Annotated in this window: 14 protein-coding genes, 1 pseudogene and 1 riboswitch; of the genes and pseudogenes, 11 read left to right on the top strand and 4 right to left on the bottom strand. The window is 60.1% G+C overall.

All coding sequences use genetic code 11. The annotated features are described in order from the left end of the window. Window positions 1-391: 391 nt before the first annotated feature. A riboswitch (cobalamin riboswitch) is annotated at window positions 392-582 on the top strand. A gap of 240 nt (window positions 583-822) precedes the next feature. From V8Z74_RS23695 to V8Z74_RS23665, 7 genes are all read left to right on the top strand, one after another. Then, window positions 823-2,841, top strand: coding sequence for a TonB-dependent receptor plug domain-containing protein (locus V8Z74_RS23695; protein ID WP_349711710.1), 2,019 nt, complete (start codon window positions 823-825; stop codon window positions 2,839-2,841). Between the two features lie 86 nt (window positions 2,842-2,927). Continuing rightward, window positions 2,928-3,500 (top strand): DUF7676 family protein, encoded by a 573-nt coding sequence (locus V8Z74_RS23690; RefSeq protein ID WP_349711706.1) that lies wholly within the window; start codon window positions 2,928-2,930, stop codon window positions 3,498-3,500. After that, the gene (locus V8Z74_RS23685; RefSeq protein WP_349711702.1) at window positions 3,488-4,312 is read left to right on the top strand and encodes an ABC transporter substrate-binding protein; all 825 of its coding nucleotides are present in this window, start codon (window positions 3,488-3,490) and stop codon (window positions 4,310-4,312) included. Before V8Z74_RS23690 ends, V8Z74_RS23685 begins: the two co-directional genes overlap by 13 nt. Continuing rightward, window positions 4,309-5,280, top strand: a complete 972-nt coding sequence (locus V8Z74_RS23680; protein WP_349711700.1) for a FecCD family ABC transporter permease — start codon at window positions 4,309-4,311, stop codon at window positions 5,278-5,280. The genes V8Z74_RS23685 and V8Z74_RS23680 overlap by 4 nt, the downstream gene beginning before the upstream one ends. Next, window positions 5,213-5,467 carry an iron chelate uptake ABC transporter family permease subunit gene (locus V8Z74_RS26315; RefSeq protein ID WP_502879600.1) on the top strand — a complete coding sequence of 85 codons (255 nt, stop codon included), beginning with the start codon at window positions 5,213-5,215 and terminating at the stop codon, window positions 5,465-5,467. Before V8Z74_RS23680 ends, V8Z74_RS26315 begins: the two co-directional genes overlap by 68 nt. Continuing rightward, complete coding sequence (locus V8Z74_RS23670) at window positions 5,457-6,239, top strand: ABC transporter ATP-binding protein (RefSeq protein WP_349711696.1); 783 nt, start codon at window positions 5,457-5,459, stop codon at window positions 6,237-6,239. Before V8Z74_RS26315 ends, V8Z74_RS23670 begins: the two co-directional genes overlap by 11 nt. 2 nt (window positions 6,240-6,241) lie before the next feature. Continuing rightward, the gene (locus V8Z74_RS23665; protein ID WP_349711694.1) at window positions 6,242-6,457 is read left to right on the top strand and encodes a helix-turn-helix domain-containing protein; all 216 of its coding nucleotides are present in this window, start codon (window positions 6,242-6,244) and stop codon (window positions 6,455-6,457) included. A gap of 118 nt (window positions 6,458-6,575) precedes the next feature. Here the strand turns inward: V8Z74_RS23665 and V8Z74_RS23660 are convergent. Beyond that, a pseudogene (locus V8Z74_RS23660) lies at window positions 6,576-7,391 on the bottom strand (IS5 family transposase). Between the two features lie 148 nt (window positions 7,392-7,539). Between V8Z74_RS23660 and V8Z74_RS23655 the strand changes: the two are divergent. Continuing rightward, window positions 7,540-8,166, top strand: coding sequence for a tyrosine-type recombinase/integrase (locus V8Z74_RS23655; RefSeq protein ID WP_349711692.1), 627 nt, complete (start codon window positions 7,540-7,542; stop codon window positions 8,164-8,166). On the opposite strand, the gene V8Z74_RS23650 is transcribed toward V8Z74_RS23655, so the two are convergent. Further along, a complete protein-coding gene (locus V8Z74_RS23650) occupies window positions 8,097-8,510 on the bottom strand; it encodes a VOC family protein (RefSeq protein ID WP_349711690.1) in 414 nt (137 codons plus the stop codon). The two genes, V8Z74_RS23655 and V8Z74_RS23650, sit on opposite strands and share 70 nt — an antisense overlap. Before the next feature lie 209 nt (window positions 8,511-8,719). Between V8Z74_RS23650 and V8Z74_RS23645 the strand changes: the two genes are divergently transcribed. Together V8Z74_RS23645 and V8Z74_RS23640 are read left to right on the top strand one after the other, a co-directional pair. Continuing rightward, the gene (locus V8Z74_RS23645) at window positions 8,720-9,511 is read left to right on the top strand and encodes a class I SAM-dependent methyltransferase (RefSeq protein ID WP_349711688.1); all 792 of its coding nucleotides are present in this window, start codon (window positions 8,720-8,722) and stop codon (window positions 9,509-9,511) included. Between the two features lie 888 nt (window positions 9,512-10,399). Continuing rightward, window positions 10,400-10,714 (top strand): DUF736 domain-containing protein, encoded by a 315-nt coding sequence (locus tag V8Z74_RS23640; protein ID WP_349711686.1) that lies wholly within the window; start codon window positions 10,400-10,402, stop codon window positions 10,712-10,714. A gap of 44 nt (window positions 10,715-10,758) precedes the next feature. Here V8Z74_RS23640 and V8Z74_RS23635 read toward each other — a convergent pair whose 3' ends face one another. Both V8Z74_RS23635 and V8Z74_RS23630 read right to left on the bottom strand, forming a co-directional pair. Next, entirely contained in the window at window positions 10,759-11,133 is a 375-nt protein-coding gene (locus V8Z74_RS23635) for a hypothetical protein (RefSeq protein ID WP_349711684.1), read from the bottom strand. Window positions 11,134-11,546: 413 nt separating this feature from the next. Then, a complete protein-coding gene (locus V8Z74_RS23630) occupies window positions 11,547-11,840 on the bottom strand; it encodes a helix-turn-helix domain-containing protein (RefSeq protein WP_011516230.1) in 294 nt (97 codons plus the stop codon). 215 nt (window positions 11,841-12,055) lie between these two features. Between V8Z74_RS23630 and V8Z74_RS23625 the strand changes: the two genes are divergently transcribed. Continuing rightward, a complete protein-coding gene (locus V8Z74_RS23625) occupies window positions 12,056-12,403 on the top strand; it encodes a DUF2958 domain-containing protein (protein ID WP_349711682.1) in 348 nt (115 codons plus the stop codon). The last annotated feature ends 250 nt before the right edge of the window (window positions 12,404-12,653 follow it).

The following is a 12,653-nucleotide window of genomic DNA, read 5'->3' as shown; positions in this document are numbered from 1 at the left end:
TCTTGGCGTCGAAGGCGCCTCAGTCGTGCTTGCCTGAAATCTGCCAGTTGGATTGTTCAGCCATTAATAGTTTTTTGCGTTTCCACACAGCCTCGACCCAAAGCGGTCACTCAAGATTTTTCCTCCGACGACTGCTCGGCTCGAGCTAGCTGTCGTTCAAGTTGACGCCTTAGGGTTTTACAGATTCTCATGCCGAATGGTGTTTAGTTCTGGGGAGGCGCTCGACTTGAACGCGTCAGAATCAGTGCTTTCATTTACATGAGCTGTAAAGTTTACGAGCGTGATAAGTTGTGCTTGGAGAGCGTTTCCGGACCTCGAAAAACATCGATGGTGGACGACCATTCGAGCTGCATCACAGGCAGAAATCTTCTCCGTTTCGATTTGTCTGGATTAGAATCAGTTCAGCACTGCGCTCCCCACATCGGGATGAAAAAGGGAACACGTTGAAACTACGTGGCTGTCCTCGCAACTGTAAGCACCGAGTCATTCACTGAAACCACTGCCTTGTCTGCAAGGTGGGAAGGTGTGAATGGCGACCAAGACGGTGTGAGCCAGGAGACCTGCCAGCGCGATTCGTTACTGTGCCATCAAGCGAGGGCTCTGGGTGGACGGCAAGCTCCGTTCAGTAGCGTAAACCCAAGCGATTTTTTCGTTTTGTTGTTTATGTTTGCTGCTGCTGGAGCCTCACCCATGTCTTGGGTGACTCTTCTTTTTGCGTGCCTGTCCGATGCTGCTGGTCCGCGTCTTCACGACGCATGGCTACGCTTGGTGCTGCGCGTGAGAAACCGCTTCGGTTGCGGCAAGCCACTGACTTGTCCCACCATGAAAACCAAACTCGTTCGTGCAAGCGCCTTTGGCTTGCTTCCCGCATTGGCGCACTGCGCTGCGTTTGCGCAAGCTCAGGAGCCAGCTTCGGCCACCTCACTCAGTGAGGTCATCGTCGAGGCGTCCAAGCTCGACAAGGATCTGTTTACGCTGACGCAGTCGGCCACCATCATCGAGCAGGAACAGATCGAGCGCGGCAACTACACGGACCTCACCGAAGTGTTGCGCAGCGTACCGGGAGTCGAATTCAAGCAGGTGGGCGGCCCCGGTCAGTTCAACTACATCAAGATGCGCGGCTTCGGCTCGGCCAACGTGCTGATCGTGGTCGATGGCGTGACCATGAATCTGCCCAGCTCCGGCGACGTGGGCAATCTGCTGAGTCAGTTCGATCCATCGTCCATCCAGCGCATCGAAGTGCTGCGCGGCCCGCAGACTGTGCTCTATGGCTCCAATGCCACGGCCGGCGTGATCTCCATCACCACCAGGCGCGGGACGAGTGAGCCGCATCGCGTGATCTCCATTGAGGGCGGCTCGCTTGGTTGGAAGAAGGCCAAGGCATCGCTGCAGCAATCCTTCGATGTGGCGGACGGCAAGCTCAGCACGTCGCTGTTCGCATCGCACACCGACAGCGATGGCCTGCTGCGCTACGAAGGCACGCGCGACACCACGCTGCAGGCCTCCGCCGATTACAAGAGCAAGGACTTCGACGTTGGCTTCGCTGTGTCGCACAACAAGAACCGTTTCCGTGCGGCGCAGCTCAAGGAAGTCACCTCCAGCAAGCCCGGCCAGAGCTACTGGGGCATGCAGATGCCCGACCCGGATGCCTTCAACGATCGCAAGACCGAAGCCGCAACCGCCTACATCGAGCACCGCATTGCCGACAACCTGAGCCAGCGCCTCGATCTCGGCTGGACGCAGACGCGCCGCAGCAACGGCAACCCCAACAACGGCCTGCTCGGCTATGTGACCGCACCCTGGGACAATTTCTCGCTCGACTACACCAACTACTACAACCGTGGTGATCAGGTACCGTTCTACGACAACGGCCAGCCCGGCACGGCCGACTACAAGGACCGCACCAAGCAGTTGAACTACTCGCTGCGCTACGCGGGCAAGGGCTACAAACTGCTGGGCGGCTTCGAGCTATATGAAGGCAATGCAAACCAGTGGGGAATCTACGGCAAGCTCAATGGCGAGGACAAGCGCAAATCGCTCTACGCCAACGGCGAGTACCAACTGGGCAGCGCAGGCCCGATTCTGGCCGCAGGCCTGCGCCATGATCGCTACGACGTGTGGGGCAACAAGACAACCGGCAGCGTCGGCGCGACCCAGAAGATCGGCAATGTCACGGTGTTCGGCAACTACGCCACCAGCTATGCCGCGCCCAATCTTTCGCAGCTCTACAACCCCACCTACGGCAGCACCAACCTGAAGCCAGAGAGTGGCCGCACGGTGGAGCTTGGCGTGCGCCAGTCGCTTGCAGATCTGGGCGTGAACTGGGAAGCCACGGTGTGGCATGCCAAGGTGAACGACGCCATCCTCTACGACAGCAGCATTCCCAACCCGCGCAATACCTACGGCGGTTATGGCCAATACGCCAACGGCGACGAATTGCGCACGCAGGGCCTGGAGCTGAGCGGCACGTATCGCATCAACTCGTCCTGGCAACTCAAGGCCAACTACACCTACACCGACTCAGACACCAAGAAAAAGGGCAAGGACTTCGCACGCACCGTGCAGATCGCCCGCAACAAGGGCAACGTCGGCGTGGGTTATTCGAGCGGACCGCTGAGCGTCGATGTCTCGGCCTTCATGACCAGCAAGCGCTACGACTGGACCGGCGTGGACTGGATTCCAGGCTATGTGCGCTTTGACCTGGCTGCGCGCTATGCGGTCAGCCAGAACCTGAGCCTGTACACGCGCCTTGAAAACCTGTTCGACGCCAAGGTGCAGGAAGGCCTGGGCTACAAGCCCATGGGCTTATACGGCATCGTGGGCCTCGACTACCGCTTCTGATCCCTGATCCCATCTCCAAGGGTTTCCTGCGCCACACGTTTTGTGGCGCAGGTTTTTTCGATCCAACACTACCAAGGCATACCCACATGAACGCCATCATCGCGCAGTCCGCACCTCTTGAATACGACGAACCCGGAATGGGCCGCGTGCAGGCGTGGCCGCTGCCAACGGACGAAGACACACTTTGGATGCTCAGCAAAGATGTTTTTCAGAAGTACTGGAAAGACATCGTGTTCGGCACCCTCATTCCCGGCGCGGTCTGGGAAATTCGCGCGCCCAACGAGCCCACCAAAGTGAGCGTGCTCGACGGCTACCTCACGGTAGATTTCGGTGCTTGGCACTTTCATATCTGCATCGGGCATTTCAACGGCGCGGAAGAGCAAGACGCCTTCATGCGCCGCACCGGCCGCGCTGAGCTGTACCGTGTGCTGGGCCGCGACGGCGCACCCAAGTCATGGGGTCTGCGCATGTTCAATAACGCGGGCCAGCAGCAAATGACGGTGTTCCTGCCCAACCCGTTTCTCACCCGCGAGCAGCAGATTGCCGACGCGCCCGACTGGTCGCGACTTGCCATGTGGGATTGGCTGCGCGAGACCTATCTCGACCTGCCAGCTGACCCCGCCGATCGCAGCGGTCGCGGCTTCTCATGCGGCGGCTGATCTGCGCTCTTGCTACTGCGGTGTGCTCGCTGAATGCGGGCGCGGGCACTGTCACGAAGCCGCAGCGCATCGTCTCGCTCAATCTCTGCACCGATCAGATATTGCTGCAGTTGGTGCCACGCGAGCGCATCGCGGCGCTTTCCTTCTTGAGCCAGGATGCCCGCAGTTCCGCGCTGAGCAAACAGGCCGAGGGCATTCGCACGGTTCGCGGCACCGCCGAAGAGGTGCTGGCGCTTGAGCCCGATCTGGTGCTGGTGGGCACCTACACGACGCTCCACACCAACGCCATGCTCCGGCGCTTTGGCATTCCTGTGGTTGCCATTCCCGGAGCCAACAGCTTTGAGGATGTGCGCTCAGAAATGCGCACCGTTGCCAAGGCGGTGGGGGAAGTGGATCGCGGCGAGGAACTGATCGCCCAGTTCGATACGAGGTTGACCCAATTGCGCGCAAGCGCTGTGCCTAACGGTAGTGTCACCATGCAGTACCGATCGGGTGGTTACACGGCTGGCAGCAACACGCTGTATGACTCTATCTACGAAGCGGCTGGCCAGATTAACGGCGCTAAGCGCGCTGGCGTGAAAGGCTATGGCGTACTGCCCATGGAACGATTGATCGAGCAGCGCCCGAACATCATTAACGGCAGTGACTACAAACCGGAGACGCCCACCCAAGGCAACCGCATGCTGACCCATCCAGCTATAGCGGCATTGGGTGCGAAGACCCTCGTACTTTCATCGCGTGACACCGTGTGCGGAGGCATCTGGAATCTGGATGCTGCTGCGCACTTGCGCGAACAGGCTCAAGCTAGATGATGCATTCTCAATCCGTGACTTCAACGCAGAGCGGCAGCTTCACGCTGCCCATGGCGGGCATAGCTCCCCGTGTTGCGTCCATTCATTCGATACAGCAAGTGGGTTCCGCGCAGGTGTCCGATGATGCTGTCACCAACCGCTCGGATTTCTCATCCGACAAGACACTGGTGTGGATCACCTGCGGCTTGAACGCACTGCTGATAGTGCTTATGAGCCTTTCGTTGTTCGTGGGCTATGTGGATATGAGTCCGCTGCAACTCGCGCAAGGCGCGCTCGCCGGAGACTTTGTGCCGCAGCGCATACTGCTCGACATTCGTCTGCCGCGCACTCTGCTGTGTGCAGCGGTAGGCGCAACGCTTGGCCTGACGGGCGCAGCCATGCAAGGTCTGTTGAGAAATCCCTTAGCCGAACCCGGCCTGCTGGGCGTTTCTAGCGGCGCGGCACTTGGTGCCGTGCTGGCTCTCTATACGGGCTTTGCGAATGCTTTTTATCTGGCACTTCCGCTCTCTGGCTTCACGGGTACGGCCCTCGCTTGTGCGTTCGTCTTCGCGCTTGCGGGAAGCACAACGCATCGCACGACGTTGATTCTCGGCGGGGTTGCGGTCTCGTCGCTGTGCGGTGCATTGATCTCGCTAGTGCTGAACTGGTCGGCCAATCCTCTTGCAATGAGCGAGATCGTGTTCTGGATGATGGGCTCGCTCGCTGACCGCAGCATCCAAGACCTGCTGCTCGCGCTGCCCTTTATGGTGCTCGGCTGCGGCGTGCTGCTGTCCTGTGGCACGGCGTTGCGGGCGTTGTCGTTGGGCGAGGAGACTGCGCACTCGATGGGTATGAACCTGGGGGGGATTGCGCATCAAGATTTTGCTTGGAAGTGCGCTGGCCGTAGGCGCGTCGGTATCGGTGTCTGGCAGCATCGGCTTCATCGGATTGGTCGCACCGCATCTGATGCGCCGATCCGTGCAAGGTGATCCTGCGCGTCTGTTGCCTCTGTCCGCGCTGGCCGGTGCGGTATTACTGCTGCTCGCCGATCTTGGCGTCCGGTTTCTGTACCACAGCGGTCAGGAGTTGAAGCTGGGCGTTCTCACCTCGCTGGTCGGTGCGCCGTTTTTTCTTACCTTGATACTGCGCCGCCGTGGGAGCGAACATGGGGAATGAACTAGACCCTTCAACCCAACTGGCTTGCCAGCAGCTCTGCGTTCAATTGGAGCAGCGCGTGGTGCTCAGAGACATCGACTTTCAGCTGTCTACCGGCGAGCTGGTGGGCATCATCGGCAGCAACGGTGCGGGCAAGTCCAGCTTGCTCAAGTCGTTGATGGGACTGTACCGGCCTGCGAGCGGTTGCGTCACGTTCAATGGTCGCCCTATGCAGGAACTCTCGCCCAAGGCGCGCGCGCAGAGCATCGCCTATGTCTCGCAAGGCCATCAAATGCACTGGAGCCAGCGCGTGGACAAAGTCGTCGCGTTGGGTCTTATTCCGCACGGCCGTACCGATCAGGCCAACGGATCCGCAGTCGTTGCGGAGGTCATGCAGCAAGTGGGAATCGAACACCTGAAATATCGCAATGTGCTGAGCTTGTCCGGTGGCGAGCGTGCCCGCGTACTATTGGCGCGTGCTCTTGCTGTCAAGGCACCCGTGCTACTGGCCGATGAACCTCTGTCTGCGCTTGATCCCGCCCACCAACTGCGGATGATGCAGCTGCTGTCCGGTCAAGCACGCTCCGGAACTGCCGTGGCTGTCGTGCTGCACGATCTGACGCTGGCCATGCGCTATTGCAGTCGCGTGGTGATACTGCATCAGGGATTGAAGCTCGCGGACGGTGCACCATCTATCGCATGTACTGACGAGAACCTGATGAAGGCTTTTGGCATTCAGGTGGCGCGAGTGGAGAGCGCTGAAGGCTCCTTCGCCATTCCATGGGCACTGTAAGCATGATGGAGCGCAGCGAAATTCACTCGCCGGTAGCCGCTGAATTTATCCATGGAAGGCTCCGGCAGTTTCGGCTGAACCGGAAGCTGTCGCTGCTCATCATGTCGCAAGCGCTTGGCGTCAACAAAGAGTATCTGGCGCTGGTGGAGCAAGGGCTCAAGCCCGTCAAGCCAGCATTGCTCGATAAGCTGCAACGCGCTTTTGGAGCCAACGTCTAGCTCTCGACCCATGCGTACGTGAGTGTCGTCTTTGAGTAGATAAAGCGGACTTTGGATAGCTCTCAATGAAATTCCGCTTCTGGCCGAAATCTTGAATTCATGGCTACGCTAGAGCGTGTTATGAACTCACCCCCGCGCCCAAGGCAGGCAACGCCTTTGGCAGCATGAGGATCACGAAGATCAGGAAATGCAATCCGGCGAGCACTTCGGGCAATCTTTCATAGTCGCGGCTGAGCCTTCTGAAGCGCGCCAGCCAACCAAAGCTGCGCTCGACCACCCAGCGCCTGGGCAGAAGCACAAAGCCCTTCTTGGCCTCGGGCAGCTTGACGATTTGCAGTTCAATGCCGTGCTCGCTGGCCTACCGGTTGGGCTTTTCGCCCGTGTAGCCCTGGTCGGCCCAGGCCAGTCTCACCGTCTCGCCTGTCGCTTCCTGCACCGCCTCGCACAACGGCGCCATTTGCGCTCGCTCCTGTTCATTGGCTGGTGTGATATGGACGGCCAGCAAATGCCCCAGCGTATCGACGGCCATGTGCACTTTCGAGCCGTTGCGCCGCTTGTAACCATCGTAGCCAGCACGCGGACCACTCTCACAGCTCGATTGCAAGGTGCGCCCATCCAAGACTGCTGCACTGGGCTGGCCCTGGCGTCCTTGCGCCACGCGAATGACCGAGCGAAGGTCGTTGGCCATTGCCTCAAAGCATCCTGCTTGCAGCCAGCGGCGTGTTTGCTGGTAGACCGCCTCCCACGGAGGGAAGTCTCCAGGCAGCATGCGCCAGGGCGCACCCGCACGGGCCATCCAGCGCAAGGCATTGAACACTTCGCGCAGATCGTGCTGGCGTTGCGCTGCCTTCTCGTCGATCAGTGCCAGGTACGGCGCCGCGAAGCCCCACTCCTCATCCGTGACATCCGTGGGGTACTGCTTGCGTCTTGCCATGCGGCGAATCTACCGCACGCGCTATCAAGTTCATAACACGCTCTAGGAAGCTGACATTCATAAGGCTGTGGCTGCCGAGCATTGCTCGTCGCTCAGGCGAGTCGAAGCCGGCGCATCTTGTGGCCCCTCAACTCGATGGGAGAGCATCATGGGATCCACAGGTAATACCGCTCATCGCGAGCCATGGAACAAGGGCAAGATCGTCGGGCAGAAGGCTCCGTTCAAGCTCAAGGACATCTGGGCGCTGCGCGTAAGGCTCCAGATGGAAGGCCGGGTGCGCGAGCTTGCTCTCTTCAACAGGGGCATCGATAGTAAGCTGCGAGGATGCGACCTCGTCGCTCTCAAGGTTCGGGATGTATGCCACGGCGACCAGGTGGCATCGCGCGCTGTCGTCATGCAGCACAAGACTCAGCGTCCAGTGCAGTTCGAGATTACGCTGGCTGCCCGTGACGCCTTGCAAGCCTGGATCAAGCTGGCTGGGCTGAAATCAGAGGACTGCCTGTTTCCAAGCCGGCTACATGAATCGCCACATCTGGGGACACGGCAGTACGCCCGAATCCTTGGTCACTGGGTTGACGAACTAGGCCTGGACCGCATGGAGTACGGGACACACTCGATGCGCAGGACAAAGGCGACACTGATCTACCGCCGCACCAAGAACCTGGGCGCTGTCAAGCTGCGCTCGAACATCTCGATCACCGGCCTTCATTCCATCGCCCATGCGTTGTATGAGCCAAAGGCCCAGACGTACCCTTCGGGATCCTTGCAGGAATAGCCGCGACCACCGTACGGCTTGTCTTCGATGGGGATGACGACTTCGGCGCCCGCCGCCACCGCAAGCCGGTAGTGCTCGTCGGGATTGGGAACGTAGACGATGATTTCGGCACTGCCTGCTCCACCCAGTTCGCGCGGAGACTTGCACAGGTTGGGAAACGGGTAATCCTCCGCAGAGCTGAGCATGACGCCGCCGTTGCCCAGAGTCAGATGCGCGTGCAAGATAGTGTCACCATCCCCTGGAATCACAGTGCGCTTCTGGAATCCGAACGCGTGACAAAGCCATTCAATTGCTGCAGGCGCATCGTGGTAGAGGAGCCCCGGTGTAACGGTGGGAGTTGACATAAAGGCCTTTGCAATCTGGCGTCGAGGCGCCAGTTCCAGCCTATTGGCTGGATCATTGTGGATAAATCAATACGGGTTGTTGTGTGAATGACAAATCGGAGCAGTCAGCGGTGCATACCGCACCATGCGCTTGATAGGGCCGCTCAATGGCATGAGATTCCTTGCGTATCCATAGAATGAATTTTCAAAGCAAGTGAGAGCTCAATGCAATGCCTACATCCTCAAAGTCAACTCACAATGTCCATCAAGCAGCGTCTGATGGCTACGCGCTCGCCTCGAAAGCCTATGCGCGCGGCAGACCCGACTACCCCCCGGAAATTTCGGCTTGGCTAGCCGGTGTACTTGGTCTTGGCGACAGTAAAACGGTCATCGACTTGGGGGCCGGTACCGGAAAGTTCACTCGAAGGCTCACTAGTACCGGTGCAACCGTCATTGCCGTTGAGCCGGTGGCGCAAATGCTGGAAAAACTTCATGCTGAGCTCCCTTCTGTGCAGGCGCTTGAGGGCAGCGCAACGTGTATTCCAGTGCCTGATAGCTCTGCGGACGCCGTTGTCTGCGCTCAGTCATTTCACTGGTTCGCAACCACTCAAGCACTTGATGAAATCCACCGTGTGCTCAAACCTGGTGGCCAACTGGGACTGGTATGGAATCTGCGGGATGACAGGGAGGCATGGGTTCAACAACTCAATGCCATCGTAGACCAAGTGGAGGGGAAGGCTCCGCGATACGCCACGGGCGCATGGCGGCGGGTCTTTCCAGCCAAAGGTTTCGGCCCGCTTCAAGAACAGCATTTTTCGAACACGCACAGCGGGCCTGCAGAAGACGTCATACTGAACAGAGTGCGTTCAACGAGCTTTATTGCGGCCCTTCCCGAACCCACACGCAAACACATTGAAAGCCAGGTCAGGGCCTTGATCGCCACCGATCCATCGCTGCAGGACAAAGAAATAGTCACGATGCCATATACGACAGCTGCCTACAACACCATGAAATCGATGTAGCAGAGCTATGTAACGTCGGAGCAAGGCAAATGTTCACAGAATCGCCTGCCACACACCTGGGCTTTACGCCTTAATACACATGAATCGATCCGAGAACCTAGCGATTTGGACAAGATTATCGGTGCTTGGACGACTACTATTGAGCGGAAACCGTTAGATCGCGGTGCCGCTTAGAACAACGGCAAACGCTGCAAAGTGGTCCTGGCTTCGATGTCCTCGCATCTGTGGTGCTGCGCTTGCCTCCTGGGGATCGGCACCAGGCCCATCCCCGCCGCGCGGTGCTTGGCGCCCCGGAATGCCCCGAACCGGCAGCGCCGGATCGGCCAGGGATAGCGCTTCGCCGCATGAGCGGTGCTCTGTGGGTACGCCGTGGCTTGCTGCGGCAGGTTGTGCGAATCGGTGCCGTCCTCAACGCTGGCGGTTCTCGCCCATCACGTCACGAAGGACGGTTCACGGACATCCCGCCTGACATCGCCATGGAGCTTCCACGCCACGCCTCAAGACCAGTGCCGCAAGTTGCGGCGGGGTCGTTCTCGCCCGTCGTTAGGGTGTTGACCTGGCCCGCGTCAGTGGGCGAACCGGCGCAGTCTCCATGCGGGGATGCCGAGTCGGCCCTGTCTCCTTTCGGTGCGGTTCGGCCCAAGGCGTCCTTGTGTTGTTGTGAATCCTGGCGGTGGCGCGGCTGCGCCTCGGGCTTCATGGCTGCAACCGTCCGGCGACAACAATTTCCCCTCTGCTGCGCAGATTCCTCGCGAGCAAATTCTTTTCGCCTCCCGGCTCTCCACTGCGTTGCGACCGCAAGCGGTGCAGCCAGCCCTTCCCCCGCCGACCGGATCACAACAAGGACGCGATGGGCGCGAACCTTGTTCCACCATAAGGAGATCCATCATGGCCAACATCGGCAGCTTCACCGCAGACAAAGACGGCTTCACCGGCACGCTTCGCACCCTGACGCTCAACGTCAAGGTCAAGCTGGTGCCCAACGACAAGGGCGACAACGAGAAGGCCCCCGACTTCCGCCTGCAGGCCGCCAGTCACGACATCGGCGCGGCGTGGAAGAAGACCAGCGAGGCCGGGCGCGAGTACATCTCCGTGACCCTGGACGATCCTTCGTTTGCGGCCACGGTCTACGCCCGCCTGATCGAAGGCGAGGACGGCACGCACGACCTGATCTGGTCGCGCAGCAAGCCCCAGGCGGCCTGACGGCCGCCAGCGCCCCGCCCACGGGCGGGGCATGTTGGCTCCAGTCAGCCAATCCAGCGCTGCGCCGCCGTCACCGTATCCGCGGGATTCGTGTTGAACGCGATACGGCTGTGGGGCGCCAGCCGGTGTACCAGGTTCAGCAACCGCTCGAACAGCATGAGTAGCGCGGGCGGTTCGCGCAACCCGGCCCCGAAGACGATGCAGCCATATTCGCGTGACCGCAGCAGGCGCTCCACGGCCTGCTCGGCCGTATCGCCCAGATCGACGAGGCAGGAATCCACCTCGTATCCCTGTGCCCGTATTTGCTCCATCTGCTGGTCGATGTAGGCGCGCACCAGCTCCACGGAAAGCTCCGGGTGCGCGCTCAAATCCGCGAATGCGGGGTCAATGCCAATGGCAAGAATACTTCTCTCATTCATTTCTCAGGCTCCAGGTGCTTCGCTGGCCACTGGCTGTGCACCACGGCGAGGCACACCACCATCATCCCCTCATGATCCAAACGGGGCGTGCTGCCGGCATATCAACCTGAGCAGGGCGCGGGTACATGAATTCTGTGGGGGCTCGCAGGTTTTCCGCGTGCCTGGCCTGGGCGGTACCTATCGGAAGACCTCGGCGTTTCGGTGCCTTGCACCGCCAGGCTCTGCGGGCTTCGCCCAGTGCCACCTTTGGCGTCACAGCCATTCGGCTCCGATCCTTAACGCCTTCGCGCCTGCGGCGCTGCGCGCTTCGCTTGCCCTCCGGGGATCGGCGCAAGGCCCATCCCCGCCGCGTTGCACTTGGCGCCCCTTGAACACCGCCGAACCGGCCTGCGCCGGATCGGCCGGGCCGGCGCCTACGGCTGGGCCGCTGCTGCGAGCTGGCTTTCAGCCTCGCTCATCAGCACGGCCGTGCTGCATTCGAGCGCGCCGGCGATCTTGAAGATGATCGCCAGCGTGGGCATGTGCTCGCCGCGCTCAATCTTGCCCATGTGGGAACGCTCGATGCCGGCCTGGTGCGCCAGCGATTCCTGTGCGATGCCGCGCTCCATCCGCAGCGCACGCACCGCCGCGCCGAAGGCGTGAGCCAACTCGGCATCGTGGGTGGTGGAGCCGGCCGGTCGGCCGCGCTGGACGGTTCGCTTCTGCATGGACAGAAGCGTCAATTCGCAGCACAATTAAAACCACGTTATCTTTAACTCATTCATTCGATTCGATCCTTTTTTGTGGTTCTACGTTTTTACGGAAATCCGCCACTGCGGCTTCCTGCAAAAGCGCAAAGCCTCATCCGTGCATTTCTTCAAATCCGCCGATACGGCTTTACGCTTTCACGTTTGGGTGGATTTGTTCCAAGAAGGGGCCGCCCATGAACCGACTCATCACCGAGGACGAGCGCAGGCAATTGCTGGCCCACGGCCAGGCCCGCGCCCGTGGCGAGGTCATCGACCCGCTGCCCGTGGCACGGCTGTTCACCCCGGACGCGCATCTCATCTGGCTGCTGGCCGCGCTTGATCCTGCCGATGGCGATACGGCCTGGGGACTGATCGACCTGGGGCTGGGGATGCCCGAACTGGGCTCCGTGAAGCTGTCCGATCTGGAATCCATCGTCGGGCCTCGCCAGCAGCCCGTGATGCGGGATCGGTATTTCAAGGCCGTGCGGCCCTTGTCCGAATATCTGCGGCTGGCCCAGGAAAACGGCTCCATCATGGATTGAGCATGCGCGCCACGGCCAAGCTTGGCGCATTCAGACGATTTCCGTCTTATTCCAGACCTGCCAGGTCTTAATCCCGACTATTGCGGCGCATGGGCGTCATTCAGGCCTGAACGGCCATGACGCTGGGCGCGGTTTCTGACACGGTGGTTCTCGCAGGAAGCGAGATTGGGCAGGCACCGTCACCGCATTCAGACGATTTGCGCAATGTACCGGATTCATATCGTCTTGACACGAAATTTACGGTCAATCC

It is taken from the genome of Comamonas sp. w2-DMI, from assembly GCF_040187735.1.
Classification (GTDB): domain Bacteria; phylum Pseudomonadota; class Gammaproteobacteria; order Burkholderiales; family Burkholderiaceae_C; genus Comamonas; species Comamonas terrae.
The sequence above is the reverse complement of the archived record's forward strand: the minus strand, read 5'-3'. Positions and strand labels throughout refer to the sequence as shown.